Origin of the sequence: Klebsiella sp. JN_Kp122, assembly GCF_040062085.1 — a bacterium.
GTDB classification, from domain to species: domain Bacteria; phylum Pseudomonadota; class Gammaproteobacteria; order Enterobacterales; family Enterobacteriaceae; genus Klebsiella; species Klebsiella aerogenes.
The window spans coordinates 342,898-361,719 of the sequence record NZ_JBEAHW010000001.1 but is presented as its reverse complement, the minus strand read 5'-3'; the positions used below and the strand labels follow the sequence as shown (position 1 = coordinate 361,719).

The 18,822-nt window shown below is 53.2% G+C and carries 16 protein-coding genes; 10 read left to right on the top strand and 6 right to left on the bottom strand.

Annotated elements, in window-relative coordinates; translation table 11 throughout:
• The first annotated feature begins 149 nt into the window (after positions 1-149).
• The 3 genes from ABLU78_RS01800 (at position 150) to ABLU78_RS01790 (ending at position 3,465) form a co-directional block, all read left to right on the top strand.
• A complete protein-coding gene (locus ABLU78_RS01800) occupies positions 150-1,076 on the top strand; it encodes a cation diffusion facilitator family transporter (protein ID WP_045388021.1) in 927 nt (308 codons plus the stop codon).
• Positions 1,077-1,145: 69 nt separating this feature from the next.
• A complete protein-coding gene (locus ABLU78_RS01795) occupies positions 1,146-2,090 on the top strand; it encodes a Dyp-type peroxidase (RefSeq protein ID WP_015366501.1) in 945 nt (314 codons plus the stop codon).
• 457 nt (positions 2,091-2,547) lie between these two features.
• Entirely contained in the window at positions 2,548-3,465 is a 918-nt protein-coding gene (locus tag ABLU78_RS01790; RefSeq protein WP_015366502.1) for a bestrophin family ion channel, read from the top strand.
• Between the two features lie 38 nt (positions 3,466-3,503).
• Here the strand turns inward: ABLU78_RS01790 and ABLU78_RS01785 are convergent, their stop codons facing one another.
• Genes ABLU78_RS01785 through ABLU78_RS01775 form a run of 3 tightly spaced genes read right to left on the bottom strand, consistent with a single transcriptional unit; the run spans position 3,504 to position 6,086 of the window.
• Entirely contained in the window at positions 3,504-3,665 is a 162-nt protein-coding gene (locus ABLU78_RS01785; RefSeq protein WP_015366503.1) for a DUF2474 domain-containing protein, read from the bottom strand.
• Positions 3,665-4,675 carry a cytochrome d ubiquinol oxidase subunit II gene (gene cydB / locus ABLU78_RS01780; protein WP_020078720.1) on the bottom strand — a complete coding sequence of 337 codons (1,011 nt, stop codon included), beginning with the start codon at positions 4,673-4,675 and terminating at the stop codon, positions 3,665-3,667. Before cydB ends, ABLU78_RS01785 begins: the two co-directional genes overlap by 1 nt.
• 1 nt (position 4,676) lies before the next feature.
• Entirely contained in the window at positions 4,677-6,086 is a 1,410-nt protein-coding gene (locus ABLU78_RS01775) for a cytochrome ubiquinol oxidase subunit I (protein ID WP_015366505.1), read from the bottom strand.
• 453 nt (positions 6,087-6,539) lie between these two features.
• On the opposite strand from ABLU78_RS01775, the gene ABLU78_RS01770 reads away from it, so the two are divergent.
• Positions 6,540-8,840, top strand: coding sequence for an FdhF/YdeP family oxidoreductase (locus ABLU78_RS01770; protein WP_048228776.1), 2,301 nt, complete (start codon positions 6,540-6,542; stop codon positions 8,838-8,840).
• Positions 8,841-9,001: 161 nt separating this feature from the next.
• Positions 9,002-9,898 (top strand): LysR family transcriptional regulator, encoded by an 897-nt coding sequence (locus ABLU78_RS01765; RefSeq protein ID WP_015366507.1) that lies wholly within the window; start codon positions 9,002-9,004, stop codon positions 9,896-9,898.
• Here ABLU78_RS01765 and ABLU78_RS01760 read toward each other — a convergent pair.
• Positions 9,895-10,797: a LysR family transcriptional regulator gene (locus ABLU78_RS01760; protein WP_047077566.1), complete on the bottom strand. Its 903-nt coding sequence runs from the start codon at positions 10,795-10,797 to the stop codon at positions 9,895-9,897. The two genes, ABLU78_RS01765 and ABLU78_RS01760, sit on opposite strands and share 4 nt — an antisense overlap.
• Before the next feature lie 104 nt (positions 10,798-10,901).
• Here ABLU78_RS01760 and ABLU78_RS01755 point away from each other — a divergent pair, with 104 nt between their 5' ends.
• Positions 10,902-12,092 carry an MFS transporter gene (locus tag ABLU78_RS01755; RefSeq protein ID WP_048228775.1) on the top strand — a complete coding sequence of 397 codons (1,191 nt, stop codon included), beginning with the start codon at positions 10,902-10,904 and terminating at the stop codon, positions 12,090-12,092.
• Here ABLU78_RS01755 and ABLU78_RS01750 read toward each other — a convergent pair.
• Positions 12,089-13,495: an MFS transporter gene (locus ABLU78_RS01750; protein ID WP_032714561.1), complete on the bottom strand. Its 1,407-nt coding sequence runs from the start codon at positions 13,493-13,495 to the stop codon at positions 12,089-12,091. The genes ABLU78_RS01755 and ABLU78_RS01750 overlap by 4 nt on opposite strands.
• 272 nt (positions 13,496-13,767) lie before the next feature.
• On the opposite strand from ABLU78_RS01750, the gene ABLU78_RS01745 reads away from it, so the two are divergent.
• From ABLU78_RS01745 to mgtU, 4 genes are all read left to right on the top strand, one after another.
• Positions 13,768-14,268: an anti-virulence regulator CigR family protein gene (locus ABLU78_RS01745; RefSeq protein ID WP_048228774.1), complete on the top strand. Its 501-nt coding sequence runs from the start codon at positions 13,768-13,770 to the stop codon at positions 14,266-14,268.
• A 494-nt stretch (positions 14,269-14,762) separates the two neighbouring features.
• Entirely contained in the window at positions 14,763-17,495 is a 2,733-nt protein-coding gene (gene mgtA / locus ABLU78_RS01740) for a magnesium-translocating P-type ATPase (RefSeq protein ID WP_045366093.1), read from the top strand.
• 20 nt (positions 17,496-17,515) lie between these two features.
• Positions 17,516-17,608, top strand: coding sequence for a protein MgtR (gene mgtR, locus ABLU78_RS01735; RefSeq protein ID WP_020078726.1), 93 nt, complete (start codon positions 17,516-17,518; stop codon positions 17,606-17,608).
• A 10-nt stretch (positions 17,609-17,618) separates the two neighbouring features.
• Complete coding sequence (mgtU, locus tag ABLU78_RS01730) at positions 17,619-17,705, top strand: magnesium transporter protection protein MgtU (RefSeq protein WP_251009860.1); 87 nt, start codon at positions 17,619-17,621, stop codon at positions 17,703-17,705.
• A gap of 95 nt (positions 17,706-17,800) precedes the next feature.
• Here the strand turns inward: mgtU and ABLU78_RS01725 are convergent, their stop codons facing one another.
• On the bottom strand, positions 17,801-18,670 hold the full coding sequence (locus ABLU78_RS01725; protein ID WP_047038454.1) for an arginase family protein: 870 nt from the start codon (positions 18,668-18,670) through the stop codon (positions 17,801-17,803).
• Positions 18,671-18,822: the final 152 nt, after the last annotated feature.

The window sequence follows — 18,822 nt, the reverse complement described above, 5'->3', positions numbered from 1 at the left end:
ATGTCGGCTATTATTTTTAAAGCGTAATCATTCGCATTTATATATTATAACTCAGGCTATTTATTTTAAATTTATTATCAACGAGCTATTAATATTGAATATCGCTGATTCATATCAGGCTATCATCCATACTTTATTCGGGAGGGATGATGGCAAATAAAAATCTACAGAATGATAATAAATATCATCAGCGTTCACAGGCTGCGCGTAAAAGCACCCTGGTCAGCGTCGTGGTTAATCTGTTTTTATCGACCGGGCAAATTATCGCCGGCCTGTTTTCAGGGTCGCGAGGGCTTATTGCCGATGGCATCCACTCTCTTTCCGATTTAATTGCTGATTTTGTGGTTCTGATTGCCAATAAGAAAAGCCGTAAACCTTCCGACAGCGATCATCATTATGGCCACTGGCGCTATGAAAATGGCGCGTCGCTGATATTGGGCGCGATTTTAATGGTTGTCGGTGTCGGCATGTTGTGGTCGGCGGTGGATAAACTACTCCATCCGGAAACCATTCAATCCGTGCATGTAACGGCATTATGGGTGGCCCTTGCAGCGCTGATCGCAAAAGAGACGCTGTTCCGTTATATGCTGGCGGTAGCAAAGCGTATTCAGTCGTCATTATTAATTGCCAACGCCTGGCATGCGCGCTCGGATGCGGCGTCGTCGGTAGTGGTGGCGGTAGGGATCGTTGGTAACCTCGCCGGTATTGTCTGGCTGGATCCCGTGGCGGCATTGTTAGTAGGGGTATTGATTACACGAATGGGTTACACTTTTGCCGGCGATGCCTTGCATGATTTAATGGATCGCTCGGTCGACGCGCAAACCCAGAATGCGATACGCGACACCATCGCCGCAACCGGCGGCGTAGTGGGTTTGCATGATCTAAAAACTCGTAAGGCGGGCGACCTGATCCTCGTCGATGTCCATATTGAAGTTCCGGGCGAGCTGTCGGTTCGTGCAGGCCATGCTATCGCGCTGGCGGTGCGGGAAAATGTGCTCGCGCGCCACGAGGTGCTACAGGTGATGATTCACATTGATCCCTACGAAGCGCCCGGCGTCGAACTGGCTCACGCGTAAACAACTTGCGACTCCTGCCTGCAGGAGACAACGCTACCTTGCCGTTAATTGGCAATAACAGAGGATGATATGAAAATTAACGAACCTCAGGCGATTACTTTACCGCTGCCGCGAACGGCGATATTCATCGTCGCGACCGTAGCGCGCAGCGCTGAGAGCCTGAGCCGCGTGCGCGACTGGTGCGATGATTTTGCCGCGGTGGTGCGTTCCGTTGGTACCCGCATGCCGGAGGCGGGGATTTCCTGCATCTGCGGATTTGGCGCTGAAATCTGGCCGCAGTTGTTTGGCCAGCCCACCCCGCAGCAGCTGCATCCTTTCCGCCGCGTGGGCAGCGGAGAGCGCGTGGCGGTCTCTACGCCGGGCGATCTGCTGCTGCATATCCGTTCCGATGATATGGGGCTTAGCTTCGAGCTGGCGACGCAGTTGATGGATAAGTTGGGGGATGCCGTAACGGTCGTCGATGAAGTTCACGGCTTCCGCTATTTCGACCGTCGGGCGATGATCGGTTTCGTTGACGGTAGCGAAAACCCGCAGGGGCGCGCGGCGGCGGATTTCACCATTATCGGTGACGAAGACCCGGATTTCGCCGGTGGTAGCTACGTGATTGTGCAGAAATATCTGCACGATATGGCGGGCTGGAATGCGCTAACCGTCGAACAGCAGGAGCGTATTATCGGGCGTAAAAAAATGACCAACATCGAACTGGATGCCGACGTCAAACCCAGCTGTTCGCACAGTTCGCTGACCACCCTTGAAGAGAACGGCGAGGAGATTAAAATCCTGCGCGACAACATGCCGTTCGGCAAGCCCGGTATGGGCGAGTTTGGTACCTATTTTATCGGTTATGCGCGCAGCCCGGCGCCCATCGAACAGATGCTGGAAAACATGTTCGTCGGTCGCCCGGCCGGTAATTACGATCGACTGCTCGATTATAGCCGCCCGGTTACCGGCAGTTTGTTCTTTGTACCTTCCGCGACGCTACTTGAAGAATTATCCAGCCGCCAGGCTGAATAACCCTGCATAATATCGGCCATTAAGCCGTTACTGATAGTTTATTTCTCCGGCCTGCTTGCAGGCCGTATATTGCGTGGAAAATAAAAAGAGCCCATAATTAAACCACCATTAATTCATCGCTAATTAATGGCGGTTATCAACGCGATGTCGTGTTTGTGTACAATAAAATTAACCAATGGCTTAATAGATAATATCTATACCCTAAATAATTCGAGTTGCAGGAAGGCGGCGACGCAGGGAATCCCCAGGAGCTTACTCCAGTAAGTGACTGGGGTGAGCGAGGACAAATTCGTCAGGAACGAATTTGAACGCAGTTCACTGCGCCCGTAAGGGCGAGGCCCAGGGATGGGCCGAGTTATTGCCAACGCACATGCAACTTGAAGTATGACGGGTATATACCCATCATTTTTCATTAGGGTATGTACTGAGCATCATTGGGTCTTCAGGAAGTAATACAATGATCATCCGGCCAGAACAACACTGGTTTTTTCGTCTGTTTGACTGGCACGGTTCCGTGCTGTCAAAAATTGTTTTCCGTCTGTTATTGAACGTTCTGATGTCGGTCATCGCCATCATCAGCTATCAATGGTATGAACAACTTGGCATTCACTTAACCGTTGCGCCATTTAGCCTGTTGGGGATCGCGATTGCGATTTTTCTCGGCTTTCGTAATAGCGCGAGCTACAGCCGTTTCGTTGAGGCGCGTAATTTATGGGGAACCGTGCTGATTGCCGAACGAACCCTGGTCAGGCAATTGAAAAATATCCTTCCCGCTGAGGAGGAAACGCATAAAACGTTAGTCAGTTATCTGGTGGCGTTCAGCTGGAGCCTTAAGCATCAGCTGCGTAAAACCGACCCGGCGGTTGACCTCTATCGCTTGTTGCCGAAAGAAAAAGTGGCGGAAATTCTCGCCAGCTCAATGCCGACTAACCGAATATTATTATTGATTGGTAATGAGTTAGGTAAGCTGCGCGAGCAGGGTAAGCTCAGCGATATTACCTACGGCTTGATGGATAATAAACTCGATGAGTTAGCCCATGTCCTGGGGGGCTGCGAGCGTCTGGCGAGCACGCCGGTGCCGTTTGCCTACACCTTGATTTTGCAGCGTACCGTTTATCTTTTCTGCGCGTTATTGCCCTTCGCGCTGGTGGGTGATTTGCATTACATGACGCCGTTTGTTTCGGTGTTTATCTCCTACACCTTCCTGTCATGGGATTCCCTGGCGGAAGAGCTGGAAGATCCGTTTGGCACCTCGGCCAACGACCTGCCGCTGAATGCAATGTGCAATACCATTGAACGTAATTTGATGGATATGACCGGGCAACATCCGTTACCGGAAAAAATGCAGCCCGACCGTTATTACAACCTCACATAAAAAAACACCGGGCGGGTCAGCCCGTCCGGCGTTGAGTATTAGTGAGTGCGCATTCCTGCCGCCGTCATCAATAGCTTAAAGAAGGTGGCGACCACGCCGAGCGCCAGCACGCTGGCCCCCCAGATAATCACCAGCCACATCAGTTTGCGCCAGAACGGACGATGATGCGTCGTTAACGTTTTATCAGATTGAGTCGCCATCAATGATACCCCTCATCGGGTTTGATTTTGCCGCGGAACACGTAGTAGCTCCAGCAGGTGTACATCAAAATAACCGGAATGATCAGCAATCCGCCGACCAGCATAAAGCCCTGGCTCTGCGGTGGCGAAGCGGCCTGCCAGATAGAGATTGCCGGTGGAATAATATTCGGCCAGATGCTGATCCCAAGGCCGCTGAACCCGAGGAACACCAGCGCCAGGGTGAGTAAAAACGGCCCATAGCTGGCCTGACGATTATAGGCGCTACGGACAATCCCCCAGCAGCAAACCAGCACCAGCAACGGCACCGGCATAAACCAGATGATATTGGGGAAGGTAAACCAGCGGTGAGCGATTTCCGGGTGAGTCAGCGGCGTCCAGATGCTGATAATGGCGACCACTGCCAGCAAAGCAAGCGTCAGTGGGATCGCCAGCTCAGACATTTTGCGATGCAGAGCGCCTTCGGTTTTCATTATCAGCCAGGTGCAGCCCAGTAAGGCGTAGGCAATCACCAGCCCGATGCCGCAAAACAGCGGGAAGGGCGCCAGCCAGTCGAGGGTTGAGCCGCTAAATTCGCGACCCGTGACGCTGAGGCCGTTGAGCAGGGTACCTACGGCGATCCCCTGACTAAACGTCGCCAGTAGCGAGCCGCCGATAAACGCCTTATCCCACAACGGACGATGTTCCGGCGTCGCCTTAAAGCGAAACTCAAACGCTACGCCGCGAAAAATCAGCCCCAGTAACATGGCGGTTAACGGGATGCTGAGCGCATCGATAATCACCGCGTAGGCCAGCGGAAACGCGCCATACAGCGCCGCGCCGCCCAGCACCATCCAGGTTTCGTTGCCGTCCCACACCGGCGCCACGCTATTCATCATCATATCGCGGTCGGTTTCATTTTTATTAAACGGGAATAGAATGCCGATCCCGAGATCGAAACCGTCCATCACGATATACATCAGGGTGGCAAAAACGATGATCGTGAACCAGATAATTGACAGGTCGATACCCATATTATTTTCTCCCCGAAGTATTCATAGGTTCGCGCACCGCAGACAGCGGGCGGGCAGGGGTTTGGTTCTGAGTCGGGTCCTCCGGCGTGTGCGCACTTTCCGGCCCTTTTTTTATCAGGCGAATCAGATACACGTAGCCGACGCCAAACACCGAGGCGTAAACCACGATAAAGGCCAGCAGGCTGAGGGACATATGCAGATCGCCATGGGCGGAGACCGCATCCCGGGTGCGCTGAACGCCATAGACTACCCACGGCTGACGGCCAATTTCAGTGGTAAACCAGCCTGCCAGTAGCGCGACCAGCCCGGAAGGGCCCATCAACAGGGCAAAACGCAGGAACGGTTTTGAGGTGTAGAGCCGGCCACGCCAACGCAGCCAGGCGCTGACCACGCCGAGCAGTACCATTAACATACCGAGCCCGGCCATCACCCTGAACGACCAGAAGATAATGGTGGAATTTGGGCGATCTTCTTTCGGGAAACTTTTTAAGGCCGGAACCTGTTTATCGAGGCTATGGGTCAGGATGATGCTACCAAGATAGGGAACCTCAATTTTATATTTGGTGCGCTCCTCATCCATATCCGGCAGACCAAACAGCACTAATGGCGTGGCTTCACCCGGTTTATTCTCCCAGTGCCCTTCAATAGCGGCGATTTTTGCCGGTTGATGTTCGAGCGTATTCAGGCCGTGCGCATCGCCAATCATCGCCTGAATGGGGGCGACGATCAGCGCCATCCACAGCGCCATCGAGAACATCTTGCGGATTGCCGGTGTATCATTGCCTTTCAGCAGATGCCAGGCTGCCGAAGCGCCGACGAAAAAGGCGCTGGCAAGGAAGGCGGCGGTAGACATGTGCAGCAGGCGATACGGGAATGAAGGGTTAAAAACGACCTTCAGCCAGTCTACCGGCACCACGATGCCATTCTCGATAATGTAGCCCTGGGGCGTGTGCATCCAGCTATTGGACGCGAGGATCCAGAAGGTGGAAAACAGCGTGCCCAGCGCCACCATACAGGTCGCGAAGAAGTGCAGGCCGCGGCCGACGCGATGCCAGCCAAACAGCATGACGCCAAGAAAGCCAGCTTCGAGGAAGAAGGCGGTCAGGACTTCATAGGTCAACAGCGGCCCGGTAATACTACCGGCGAACTGCGAGAACCCGCTCCAGTTAGTGCCAAACTGATAGGCCATCACCAGCCCGGAAACGACGCCCATACCAAAATTAACGGCAAATATTTTTGACCAGAAATGGTAGAGCTGGCGGTAGGTATCCTCTTTTGTTTTTAACCACAGCCCTTCCAGTACCGCAAGGTAGCTGGCGAGACCAATGGTAATGGCGGGGAAAATGATGTGGAAAGATACAGTAAATGCAAACTGTATCCTGGCTAAATAAAAGGCATCTAATCCGAACATGGCTCACCCCTGTACGACATTACTTCATTGTATTTATGGAATATTTTCTGCATAGCGGATACGGCTTTACCTGCGCAAAGCCTCCTGTTGATGACAATTAAATTACGGCATTGACGGGCATTGAAATATGTTAATGCCCTTGATAATAAAGTTTAAAAATAATTCTTTAATTATCAAATAGGTTAAATTTAACACCCGATAGATAACATCTATTATACAACACGAAATGAGATGTTATTATTTAGTTAACGAGTAAAGTTGCTCATTTCATTTTAACCAGACATTTAGTTAAAGATTAAAAACAACGAGTTAACCCTGTCATTTGCTATTCATTGCAAAATGAAATGCGGTATTTCCCGCTTAATTAATGTGGTTATTTAACATCGCCGCAAAAAACCGTGACCAATGTTGTTAATAACATCCGTTAGCTGAAGAGAGTATTCAGGAGTTCATATGAATAAGAAAAAACGCGCTGTCCCCGGTGTTCATCCCTATGATGGCCCAGCGGGTGGATGGGGGGCGTTAAAAGCGACCGCCATCGCCGTGCGTACGCAAATGGACGCGCTTGACGCCCCGGTCACGCTGCTGCGTACCAACCAGCCTGACGGTTTTGACTGCCCCGGCTGCGCCTGGCCGGATAAAGAACATAAATCAACCTTCCAGTTTTGTGAGAACGGCGCGAAAGCGGTCACCTGGGAAGCCACCAGCAAACGCGTGACGCCAGAGTTCCTCGCCGCCAATACCGTGACCTCGCTGCTGGCGAAAAGCGACTTTGAACTGGAAGGTTACGGACGTATTACCCATCCCTTGTCTTACGATCGCGAAAGCGACACGCTGCGCCCGGTCTCCTGGGAAAGCGCGTTTGCCCGCATTGGCGAAGTATTACAGGGCATGCAGCCCGATGAAGTTGAGTTCTATACCTCCGGGCGCGCCTCTAACGAAGCGGCATATCTGTTCCAGCTTTACGCCCGCGAGTTCGGCACCAATAACTTCCCGGACTGCTCCAATATGTGCCACGAGGCAACCAGCGTCGGTCTGCCGCAATCGATCGGCATCGGCAAAGGCACGGTGTCTTTGGACGACTTTGATAAAACCGAACTGGTTATTTCCATCGGTCACAACCCCGGAACCAACCATCCGCGCATGATGGGCACGTTGCATGAACTGTCCCGCCGCGGTGTGCCGATTATCGTCTTTAACCCGCTGCGTGAGAGGGCGCTGGAACGTTTTGCCGACCCGCAGAACGTTATTGAAATGGCGACCTACAGCTCGACGAATATCGCCTCAACCTATTTCCAGGTGAAAGCGGGTGGCGATGCCGCGGCGCTGAAAGGGATCGCTAAAGCATTACTGGAGATCGAAGCGAACCAGGGCCAGGTGCTGGACCAGGCGTTTATTAACGAGCACACCCTCGGCTTCGAGGCTTTTGCCGAAGATTTACGTCAGACCAGCTGGCCGGAAATTGAGCGTGAGTCCGGATTAACCCGCGACGATCTGCAGCGCGTTGCCGTTGCCTACGCCAAATCCAACGCCACTATCGTGACCTATGGCATGGGGATCACCCAGCATAATAAAGGCACCTCTAACGTCAGGTTGATTGCCGACCTTCTGCTGATGCGCGGCAATATCGGCAAACCGGGGGCTGGGATCTGCCCGCTGCGCGGTCACTCTAACGTGCAGGGCAACCGTACCGTCGGCATTACCGAAAAACCGAGTGCGGAGTTTCTGAATAACCTCGAAAGCGTGTTCGGTTTTGTCGCTCCACGCGGACATGGTCACGATGCGGTGAAAGCGCTGCAGGCAATTGTTGCCGGCGACGCGAAAGCGCTGATCTGTCTTGGCGGTAATTTCGCGGTGGCGATGCCGGATCATGAACGGGCGTTCCCGGCGATGCGCGGGCTGGATCTTAGTGTGCACATCGGCACCAAATTGAACCGTTCGCATCTGCTGGTGGCGAAAGAGACCTTTATTCTGCCTTGTCTGGGCCGTACCGAACTCGATATGCAGGAGAGCGGACGCCAGTCGATTACCGTGGAAGACTCGATGTCGATGGTCCACGCCTCATCCGGCAAACTGAAACCGGCCTCTGATCGTCTGCGCTCGGAACCGGCTATCGTCGCCGGGATGGCGGCGGCGACGCTGCCGAACAGTAAGCTCGACTGGTTATCGCTGGTGGCTGATTACGACCGCATCCGCGATCTCATCGAGCAGACTATCCCCGGGTTCGAGGATTATAACGAACGTATTCGTCATCCGGGCGGTTTCCGTATGCCGCTGCCGCCAACCGAGCGGATCTGGCCGACGCCGACCGGCAAAGCGATGTTCTCGGTGTTCAAAGGCGTCCATGAGAACTTCCGCGTTGACGGCGACGACGTGATGCGCCTGGTTACGCTGCGCAGTCACGATCAGTACAACACCACGATTTACGCGATGGACGATCGCTATCGCGGAGTGTTTGGCCGCCGCGATGTGCTGTTTATGAATGAGCAGGATATGGCCGAGCAGGGGCTGGAGCATGGCGACCGCGTCGATATTTTCACCGCGCTGCCGGATAGCGACCTGCGCCTTGAGGATATCACCGTGGTTGCTTACAGCATTGCGCCGGGCACCGTTGGCGCCTATTACCCGGAAGCCAACGTGCTGGTGCCGCTGGATTACATCGATGAAGAGAGCGGCACGCCGTCGTACAAATCAGTTCCTATCCGCCTGACGCTGCGTTCGAAAGAGGTGCGCGCCGTCCCCGGTTTGCGTTAATTTGCTGAATATTGCCAGTGGCCTGCGATCGGGCCACTGGCAAATGGCATCTTGAAATCAGCCCCTACCGCAAGTAACATTTAAATAACATATCTTATCGCAGCTGTGTTCTGCATCGCGTCCACCACTGACCCGCGGACGTCACTATTCTGGAAGTTAAGATGGACATTAAACAGCTGAAATATCTGATCGCGCTCGATCAGACGCGCCATTTCGGCCAGGCCGCGGCGGCCTGCCATATCACCCAACCGACGCTTTCAATGCGCATTCGCAACCTGGAAGACGAACTTAATCTCACGCTGATTCAGCGCGGCCAACGCTTCGAAGGCTTCACCCCGGAAGGGGAACGCATTCTGGCCTGGGCGCGGGCGCTGCTGGCGGCGCACGACGGCCTGGCGGCTGAAGCGGCGATTTGTCGCGGCCAGATGGTGGGCCAGTTACGCGTAGGCATGGTGCCGTTAGCCAGCCTGAACCCGATGCAGCTGATCAAACCGCTGGCGGAAAAATACCCTGAACTACAGTTCAGTCTGCTGTCGATGACCTCTGAGCAAATTATTGACGGCGTCAGCCGTAATCAGCTCGATCTAGGCATCTGCTATTTGCACCACGTCGATAGCGCATTATTTAACGTCACCTGGCTGCCGAAAACGCGAATGGGCCTGCTGCACGACAGTCGCCATTTCCAGTTTGACGCAGGCATACCTGAGTGGGAGACATTAGCGGGGCTGCCGCTCGGTTTCCTTACCAAGGGAATGTATTATCGTGAATCGATTGAAATGAGCTTTAAAGCCAAAGGGTTAACGCCAAAATATGTCTTTGAAAGCGATTCGACATTTCAGATAATCCAGGCGGTACAGGCCGGGATCTGTTGCGCCATCATGCCGCTCAATAACGGCCTGGAGGCGCTGAGCGACAATCTGGCGATTATGCCTATCGGGGAAACCGAGGTTGATTCCACGCTTGCGCTTATCATGCGCAACCAGGAGCCGGTGTCGTCGTTGGCGGAAAAATGTTTCGCCGATGCGCAGATGATTTTTGGCGAAGCGCCGCAAATTTAATTGGCGGCCAAATGCTGCTGCATGAAATCGAGCCAGACGCGAGATCGGGCTGGTAAAAAGTGGCGTTCGCGATACAGCGCCACTAAATGTAGCGGTGCCGGCGGTAGCTCCAGTTCAACCACCTTTAACTGACCTGAGGCGATAAACGGGCGGCAAGCCTGTTCAGCGAGGATGGCGAAACCTACGCCGGCGACGGCGGCATGAAGGGCGATCTCTCCGCTATTCACCCGAAAATGAGCCTGGACGTTCACTTTTTTAAACGCGTTTCGTGCGGTGATAAATTGCCAGGCTTGCCCCTTCAGCGCGCTGACGGTGGTGATGCAGGGAAGCGAGGTAAGTTGCTCGCAACGTACTGGCTGTCCGCATTTTTCCAGCAGCGAAGGCGCAGCGACAACACAACAGGGAAATGTCGCCAACGGCCTGGCGATATAGCTGGCATCCTCCATTTTGCCTCGGACGATGGCGACGGCAATGTCGATATCTTCTTTAAGCGCGTCGGCTCCGGCAAGGCTGACCACACAGCTTACTTCGATTTTGGGATAACGCATGGCGAACCGCGCCAGCATGGGGCCAAAAAGCGTCGGTCCAATCTCGTTGGGAAGACATAAGCGCAACAGCCCCTCAGGATCGGCCTGCTGTTGAGTTAAGGCCGCTTCGGTTGCCGCGAGCTGATCAAGCAGGGGGCGCATACTATTAAAAAAAGCCTGCCCGGCATCGGTGAGATGCATGTGTCTGGTGCTGCGCTGGATAAGGCGCAATTGCAGTTTTTCTTCCAGTTGAGAAATCTGGCGACTGACATTTGACGAAGGCATACGTAATGCCCGCGCCGCCCCGCTGAAGCTGCCGTTTTCCACGACATTCACAAACACGCGTAGTGCATTCAAATCCAGTTTACTCACCGCTGATTATCCCATTTTTGATAATTAACTCGCCCATTTTTACCGACTTATGCGTTTTTTTACTAGCCGATAAACTGACGCTCCCCCTGATGAGAGGAAGTGTAATGACCATAAATCTACGGCGAATGGGCGCGATCATCGCTTTTATCCAATTTACCAACGCGCTCGAATATATGATTTTTAATCCGTTATTTGTCTACATGGCGCCAACTTTTCAGGTGCCGGTGAGCTGGGCAGGTTATGTCAGCGGTATTTATACGCTTGCGTCGGTCATTTCTGGAATCGGCGCGTGGCGCCTGGTGGGAAAGCTAAATCCGCGTAAGTTTCTACTGGTTAATATGGCCTTACTGGGAGCATTAACGCTGATGGTTCTGGCTACCCAGCACTTTATATTGTTGCTGATACTGCGTTTTTTGGCCGGGCTCCTCGGCGGAATGACGATGGGGGTGGCCAGCAGTTTACTGATCAACGCGGCGGACCAGAAACATCGCGCGCGATTGTTGGCCACGGTCATCTCTGCCTTTTCGCTGGTCAGTATTATCGGCATGCCCGCCATGTTGTTTCTCTGCGAACGTTTCGGCTGGCAGACGGCGCCGGCATTGATTGGCGTTCTCTGCCTGCTGGCGCTCATCATGATCTATGTTGGTCTGCCGAAGACTTCCGGCGGCGCTGGCTCTGGTACCAAGATACGCATCACGCCAACGATGCTGTTATTTGCCAGCGGCAATGCGTTAACCCAGTTTAGCCCGATGCTATTGCTGCCGATCCTGGTGCCTTTGCTGCTGGGCAATATGCGGGCAAGCAGCGAGGCGCTACCGTGGTTATTCTTTCTCGGCGGTATGGCGGGATTCGCGGCGACAAAGTTGAGCGGTAGCCTGTGTCAACGCTTTGGCGGCTATCGGCTGAGCCTGGCGGCAACCGCAGTTTTTATCATCAGTTTGCTGATGGTGCTGTGGCTGGACGGCGCGAGTTGGTTGTTTATGATTACCTTCCTTGGGGCATCTTATAGCCGGCTGGTTGCCTCCTCGGCGGTGGCGATTCGTTTCCCGGACGATAACTGGCGCGCGGGATTTACCACTCTGCAAGGCGGTGTCATGTCATTCAGTACGGCACTTGCTTTTATGCTCTGCTCACTGTGGCTGGCCGACGGCGAGATGAGTCAGCAGGCGTCTACTGGGTTGATTGCATTTAGCGGCGCTAGCGCCTTGCTGCTGCCATGTTTACTGCGCTATCAAGAAAAAATACTCGTACGCAACGCCGCCGAACGGGCAACCGGCGGCGTTGGTGAGCTTTAAATATTCTCCAGACGAATACCCCGGGTTCTTGGCCCAAATATGCCTACCGACAGCATGACCATCAGCATACTGGCGACGATAAAGCTAATCACGCCCGGCGTTCCGGCATATTGCAGGATCACGCCAATCATAATGCTGGTAACCGCGGTGGACAGACGGCTAAAGGAGTAACAGAAGCCCACCGCCCGGGCGCGGATGTGGGTAGGGAACACCTCCGCCTGATAGGCGTGATAGCTGATGGTGAGCCAGGCATTGGACCAGGTGATCATAAAGCCGCAGATAACCAGCAGTACCGGACTATTTTGTAAAGCGAACAGTGTGCCGAAGATCACCGTCATCAGCGCTGACAGAACAATTTGCCATTTGTTTTCAAAACGATGGACAAAGCGAGTACAGAACAGGCAGCCAAGCGGGTAGGCAAGGGTGATAAAAAAAGCGTACAGAAGGCTATGGGTAATACTGGCGCCCTGGCCGGAGAGCAGCGCGGGCAGCCAGTTACCGAAACCGAAGAAGCCGATCGCCTGGAAAAAGTTCATCACCATTAACATGAGGGTGCGTTGACGGTACTGCGGCGCCCAAATCTCTTTAAAATTGCTGCGTTGCGGCACCGCTACCGCCGGACTGGCATGGCGCCGGGAAGGCGATAAACCGCAGCGTTGTTCCATTTCACCCATAACCCGGTGCGCGTCATCGTGGCGACCTTTGCTTTCCAGCCAGCGGGCGGATTCCGGCAGCTTTTTGCGGATAACCCAAATGACCAGTGAACACAGTGCGCCGAGAATAATCACCCAACGCCAGCCGCTCAGGCCGAGAATGGTCATTGGCACCAGTAGCCAGGACATCAGTGCCACCGTCGGTACCGAGAGAAACTGAATAAAGAAGGCGTAAGCGAAGGCTTTATTACGTAAATGCGTCGGCATCCATTCACTGAGATAAGTATCGATAGTCACCAGTTCAATTCCCAGGCCGATCCCCACCAGGAAACGAAAGAAAATAACCCCTTCAGCGCTATTTTGCAGCGCCATAATCAGCGAAAAGATGCCATACCACGCCAGCGCGAACATAAAGGTCAGGCGGCGTCCAAGTCTGTCCGCCAGCGGTGCGAGCAGACTGGCGCCGATAAACAGCCCCATAAAGGTCGAGGAAGCGAAGGCTGCCTGATCGGCAATACCAAATACCCCATCTTTACCGGTATGGAAAATACCCTCGGCGAGCAGGCCGGTGCTGATATAACCGGTCTGGAACAGGTCGTAAAGTTCGAAAAAGCCGCCTAATGCCAGTAGGGTGATAAAGGACCAAAGACCGGGGGAGGAGGGCAGAGCGTCGATACGCGCGGTTAAGCTATCGGGATGTTGTCCTGGCGGGCTAAAGGAGGCGTCGCCGAGAACCTGGGTAGTAGACATATTATTATTTTCCTCAGGAGAAATGTTTGCCTGCTAATGTTAATTGGTTGTTAATGGTTTTAAATTTTTAATTGTGAGCGGTGTGGCGATTTAACAGTTGGAAATCATGTTTAATACGCTGATGGATGATAAATATGCTGTTTTTTTGTCAGCGCAGACGGCAGAATTGAAGTAAACGACCAGCAGCGATCAATCAGACTAAGAGAAATGGTGACTTCGGTGAAAATCACCTACATTTGCAGTGTGTATCTATGTCTACCAGGGAAAAGAATATGTTAAAGCGTCAGGCAATAAAAACGGCGTTGGCAATGGTGATGTCGGTAACGATGGCCGCGGCACCGGCGCTTGCTAATCCCGGGAACGGTAATGGCAATGGTGAACATGGCAATAGCGGTAAAAACATCTATCATGGCGATAAAGGTAATCATGGTCATAGCGCCAGCCAAAGCGATAACGGCGGCGGCAAGGGCCAGCGTAAGAATTACGGCAAACCGGATCACGTCGATAGGGATATCAGCTATACCACCGCTCGCGCGCTAGCGGTGAACTACGGCTTGACCGGCTATAAAGCGCTGCCTCCGGGGATTGCGAAAAATCTCGCGCGTGGAAAACCATTACCTCCGGGCATTGCCAAAAAAACGGTGCCTGCCACGATGCTCAACCAATTACCTTATTATCCTGGCTATGAGTGGCGGGTAGTGGGTGACGATCTGGTTCTGATTGCGCTCAGTACCGCCGTGGTCACCGCGATCATTAATAGCGTCTTTGATTAACATAGAGGCCCCGTGATAAACGGGGCTTTGTTTTTCTAATAACATTTGATCTCTTTCTTAAACCAATCCTCACCGGGGAGAGTATTAAACTTTACAGCTATTATTGGCGGGCTATACTAAGCACAACTTTATACAGGAGAGATATGTTGGACAGTCACCCTTATTTAAACATCAAGGCAAACTGACGCTATCTATTCTGCGCTGTTTGCCAACCGGCAGGCAGCAATCCTTTCCCAATCCTGATTGCCTCCTGAGAACTGGAATTCGCTTTTTTGCGAGGTAATTCATCATGCTATTATTTTTCTACGCCCTGTTCCCTCCGCCTTTTACGCGGTAACACACGCTCACACAGGCCATTAAGGCTATCTCACTGCGGTTAAGCAATCTACGCAGGAATATCTACTACGCGCAATTTGTGAGTGTAAAAAAATAACATCTAACTATGCATGATTTATTTATGCAGGGATTACCACATCTAAATTTGGGGATGAATCATGACTGACATGAAAGTAGAAAACCGGAATACCAACCGGTCTGCGTCAGAAAATGATAAGCAGCATAAAAAGAGCTTTGCGATTGAAACGGAGGCCTTTAATAGTCCGGACCATACGTTGGCACGTTTAAATAGCAGTCGGCAGGGACTAACGACCGCCGATGCACTGGAACGGCTGGACGACTATGGTCGCAACGAAGTGGCACGCGAAAGTGTGCCGCCGTTTTTTATTCAATTACTGCAGGCATTTAATAACCCGTTTATTTACGTACTGATGGCGCTGGCGGCAGTCAGCTTTATTACCGATTACTGGCTACCGCTGCGAAACGGTGAAGAGACAGACCTCACCGGCGTTATTATTATCCTGACGATGGTGAGCCTGAGTGGTCTATTACGCTTCTGGCAGGAATTCAGGACCAATAAAGCCGCGCAGGCGCTGAAATCCATGGTCCGTACCACCGCAACGGTACTGCGCCGCGGGCCGGGCAATATTGGCCCCAGCCAGGAGGAAATACCCATTGAAGAGCTGGTGCCGGGCGATATTATTTTCCTTGCCGCAGGCGATCTGGTGCCGGCAGATGTTCGTCTGCTGGAATCACGGGACCTCTTTGTCAGTCAGTCCATTCTTAGCGGTGAATCACTACCGGTAGAAAAATATGATCTGATGGCCAGCGTGTCGGGAAAATGCAGCGACCGTCTACCGACGCCGGATAAAAATAAAAGTCTGTTAGAGATGGGCAATGTCTGTCTGATGGGGACGAACGTCACCAGCGGCAGGGCGCGGGCGGTGGTGGTGGCGACCGGCGACCGGACCTGGTTTGGCTCGCTGGCAAAATCGATCGTCGGCACCCGCACGCAAACCGCCTTCGATCGCGGCGTGAATAGCGTGAGCTGGTTGTTAATCCGCTTCATGCTGATCATGGTACCGATCGTGTTGTTGATTAACGGTTTCAGTAAAGGCGATTGGGTAGAAGCCTCGCTTTTCGCCCTGGCGGTGGCGGTCGGTTTAACGCCGGAGATGTTACCCATGATCGTCAGTTCGAACCTCGCGAAGGGCGCGATTGCCATGTCGCGGCGTAAGGTGATCGTTAAGCGTCTCAATGCCATTCAAAACTTTGGCGCAATGGATGTGCTGTGTACGGATAAAACAGGCACCCTGACCCAGGACAATATCATCCTTGAGCATCATCTCGACGTTGGCGGCGCGGAAAGCAATCGAGTATTAATGCTGGCGTGGCTGAATAGCAGCAGCCAAAGCGGAGCGCGTAATCTGATGGACAGAGCCGTGTTGCGCTATGGGGAAGGGCGGCTGGCGCCGGCGGAAAAAGAGCGTTTCGTGAAGCTCGATGAATTGCCGTTCGATTTTGTACGCCGCCGCGTATCGGTCTCGGTGGAAGACAGCCGCTATGGCGATAAAAGCCTGATTTGTAAAGGGGCGGTTGAAGAGATGCTCGAAGCCGCGACCCATATTCGTGAGGGCGACAAGATCGTTGAACTGGACGCGCTGCGCCGGGAACTATTGCTGACGAAAACCGAAGATTATAACGCTCAGGGTTTTCGGGTATTGCTGGTCGCTACCCGCAAGCTGGATGATACCGCGCTAAATGTGCCGCTCACCGCCGCTGATGAACAGGGGCTCACCGTCGAGGGCATGTTGACGTTCCTCGACCCGCCGAAGGAAAGCGCGGGCAAAGCCATTACCGCACTGCGTGATAACGGTGTTGCGGTCAAGGTACTTACCGGTGATAACCCGGTTGTAACGGCGCGGATTTGTCTTGAAGTGGGCATTGATGCGCACGACATACTCACCGGCCAACAGGTTGAGTCAATGACTGACCGCCAACTTCAGCAGGAGGTCGAGAAACGCGCGGTGTTCGCCAAACTGACGCCGCTGCAGAAGTCGCGCATTCTGCAGATGCTACAGAAAAATGGCCATACCGTTGGTTTTCTGGGCGATGGCATTAACGACGCCCCGGCGCTGCGCGATGCCGATGTGGGTATTTCTGTCGATAGCGCGGCGGATATCGCGAAGGAGTCCTCGGATATTATTCTGCTGGAAAAAGACCTGATGGTGCTGGAAGAGGGGGTTATTAAAGGACGCGAGACCTTTGGCAACATTATTAAGTATCTGAACATGACCGCCAGCTCCAACTTCGGCAACGTGTTTTCGGTGTTGGTCGCCAGCGCCTTTATCCCTTTCCTGCCGATGCTGGCGATTCATCTGTTGATTCAGAATCTGATGTACGACATCTCACAGCTGTCGCTGCCGTGGGACAAAATGGATAAGGAGTTTTTGCGTAAGCCGCGCAAGTGGGATGCGAAGAACATTGGCCGCTTTATGCTGTGGATTGGCCCCACGTCGTCGATATTCGATATCACCACCTTTGCTCTGATGTGGTACGTCTTCGCCGCCAATCATGTGGAAGCGCAGGCCTTGTTCCAGTCCGGCTGGTTTATCGAAGGGCTGCTGTCGCAGACGCTGGTGGTGCATATGTTGAGAACGCAGAAAATTCCGTTCATCCAGAGCCGCGCGACGCTGCCGGTTTTGCTCACCACCGCCGCCATTATGGCCATCGGCATCTATATCCCGTTCTCGCCGCTTGGCGCCATGGTGGGGCTTGAGCCGCTGCCGCTGAGTTATTTCCCGTGGCTCGTTGCTACGTTGCTGAGCTACTGCCTGGTGGCGCAGGGTATGAAACGTTTCTATATCAAGCGCTTTGGCCAGTGGTTCTGATGACAAAAAGGAGGATGACGATGAATCGTTCACCGGAGGATCTCATCGCCTGGATGTTTTTACTGGCCGGTTTGCTGGTACTGGCGCTGGCGATACGGCAAATCTTTGAATAGCGGGGGGACTATGCGCAAAACGTCGTTAGACCCAATCTTTCTCCAGGCCGTGTTGATGATGGTGGTGATAGTCTTACTCACCGTCTGGATTAGGTAGTTTAAGGCCCGGGGCGTTATCGCTCCGGGCCTAAAGTCCCTGCGGTATTCCTGCAACATGGCAAATGGTACTTTCCACCACGGGGAACACGTCGATTAACTCAATAATGGTAGAGCTTCGAGCATATTCTTCAGGTTTAAGGTATCCCAGGGCAGGTGTTCGGCGACGGTGAGGCCGACCGGTTTGGCCTGAGCGGCGGCTTGATTGATAAGATTAACCACTTCGGCAATCGTCAGTTTCCCTTCGGCGACATCGCCAAAATCGTGTACGCCGCGCCCCGGACGAGCAAACAGCACTGATCGAAACAGGGCCGGGTCGAGGACATCAAGATCGAGATGGATGGCCAGGTACTCAATACGTTCACGCGCTATCCACTCGTCAATCGCCTGCGGATTCTGACGCAGCTCTGATGGGCTTAAGGTGGCGATACCGCGTTCACTAATAAACTGTTTTTCGACATCGAGCGGGCTATGGATCCCGGCAATGAGCGCTTTGCCAGGTGATAATGGCTTTCTGACCACCTGGGTTAATTCCGCGTCGCCATTGCCCATTAACGCCCCAAGAACGTGGGCATGGGCATGTGGGAACTGCTCTGGCGTCATAACGTCCGGGTGAGAATCAATCCATAATACCCCCAATTTATCGCCATATTTTTCCACAAGCCAGGCGAAAGGAGCCAGGGAGACCAGGCAATCGCCCCCTAAGGTGACAATGGTCTCTGGCTGATTTCGAGTGATTTTGTCTTGTGCATCAAGCAACTGTTCAACGATCGCCCGGCGGCCGACAATTCCATCTTCATTTGCCAGTTGAGCGTGTCCTGGTTCGGGGACACAGACCTCCTCGACAACGCCTTGCGCAGGCGGCGCCAGCCAGGACAGCATCCGGGAGCCGAAGAAGTAGGGCGGATTGTTGCCGCCTTGCCATTGCGGAAAAAGCAAACGCAGACTGGATTGGGTATTTGGCATCATGGTTCTCCTCATATTTATCATTACAAATGAACGAACGTTCATTCATTAATAATGAGGCGCACTGTCGGTGATGGCAAGTAAAAACGGGTTATTTACCCTAACATTAGGCTGCTAGCCAAAAAGCGCTTGAAGCAGGTAGAATTGCCCAT

Excerpts from the sequence above, each read along its gene's own strand:
- mgtU (WP_251009860.1), top strand. The coding sequence starts at position 17,619 with ATGCGCAAAACGTCGTTAGACCCAATCTTTCTCCAGGCCGTGTTGATG.
- mgtA (WP_045366093.1), top strand. The coding sequence starts at position 14,763 with ATGACTGACATGAAAGTAGAAAACCGGAATACCAACCGGTCTGCGTCA.
- ABLU78_RS01785 (WP_015366503.1), bottom strand. The coding sequence starts at position 3,665 with ATGGCGACTCAATCTGATAAAACGTTAACGACGCATCATCGTCCGTTC.
- mgtR (WP_020078726.1), top strand. The coding sequence starts at position 17,516 with ATGAATCGTTCACCGGAGGATCTCATCGCCTGGATGTTTTTACTGGCC.
- ABLU78_RS01765 (WP_015366507.1), top strand. The coding sequence starts at position 9,002 with ATGGACATTAAACAGCTGAAATATCTGATCGCGCTCGATCAGACGCGC.
- ABLU78_RS01795 (WP_015366501.1), top strand. The coding sequence starts at position 1,146 with ATGAAAATTAACGAACCTCAGGCGATTACTTTACCGCTGCCGCGAACG.
- ABLU78_RS01725 (WP_047038454.1), bottom strand. The coding sequence starts at position 18,670 with ATGCCAAATACCCAATCCAGTCTGCGTTTGCTTTTTCCGCAATGGCAA.
- ABLU78_RS01800 (WP_045388021.1), top strand. The coding sequence starts at position 150 with ATGGCAAATAAAAATCTACAGAATGATAATAAATATCATCAGCGTTCA.
- ABLU78_RS01790 (WP_015366502.1), top strand. The coding sequence starts at position 2,548 with ATGATCATCCGGCCAGAACAACACTGGTTTTTTCGTCTGTTTGACTGG.
- ABLU78_RS01775 (WP_015366505.1), bottom strand. The coding sequence starts at position 6,086 with ATGTTCGGATTAGATGCCTTTTATTTAGCCAGGATACAGTTTGCATTT.
- ABLU78_RS01755 (WP_048228775.1), top strand. The coding sequence starts at position 10,902 with ATGACCATAAATCTACGGCGAATGGGCGCGATCATCGCTTTTATCCAA.
- ABLU78_RS01745 (WP_048228774.1), top strand. The coding sequence starts at position 13,768 with ATGTTAAAGCGTCAGGCAATAAAAACGGCGTTGGCAATGGTGATGTCG.
- ABLU78_RS01770 (WP_048228776.1), top strand. The coding sequence starts at position 6,540 with ATGAATAAGAAAAAACGCGCTGTCCCCGGTGTTCATCCCTATGATGGC.
- ABLU78_RS01750 (WP_032714561.1), bottom strand. The coding sequence starts at position 13,495 with ATGTCTACTACCCAGGTTCTCGGCGACGCCTCCTTTAGCCCGCCAGGA.
- cydB (WP_020078720.1), bottom strand. The coding sequence starts at position 4,675 with ATGGGTATCGACCTGTCAATTATCTGGTTCACGATCATCGTTTTTGCC.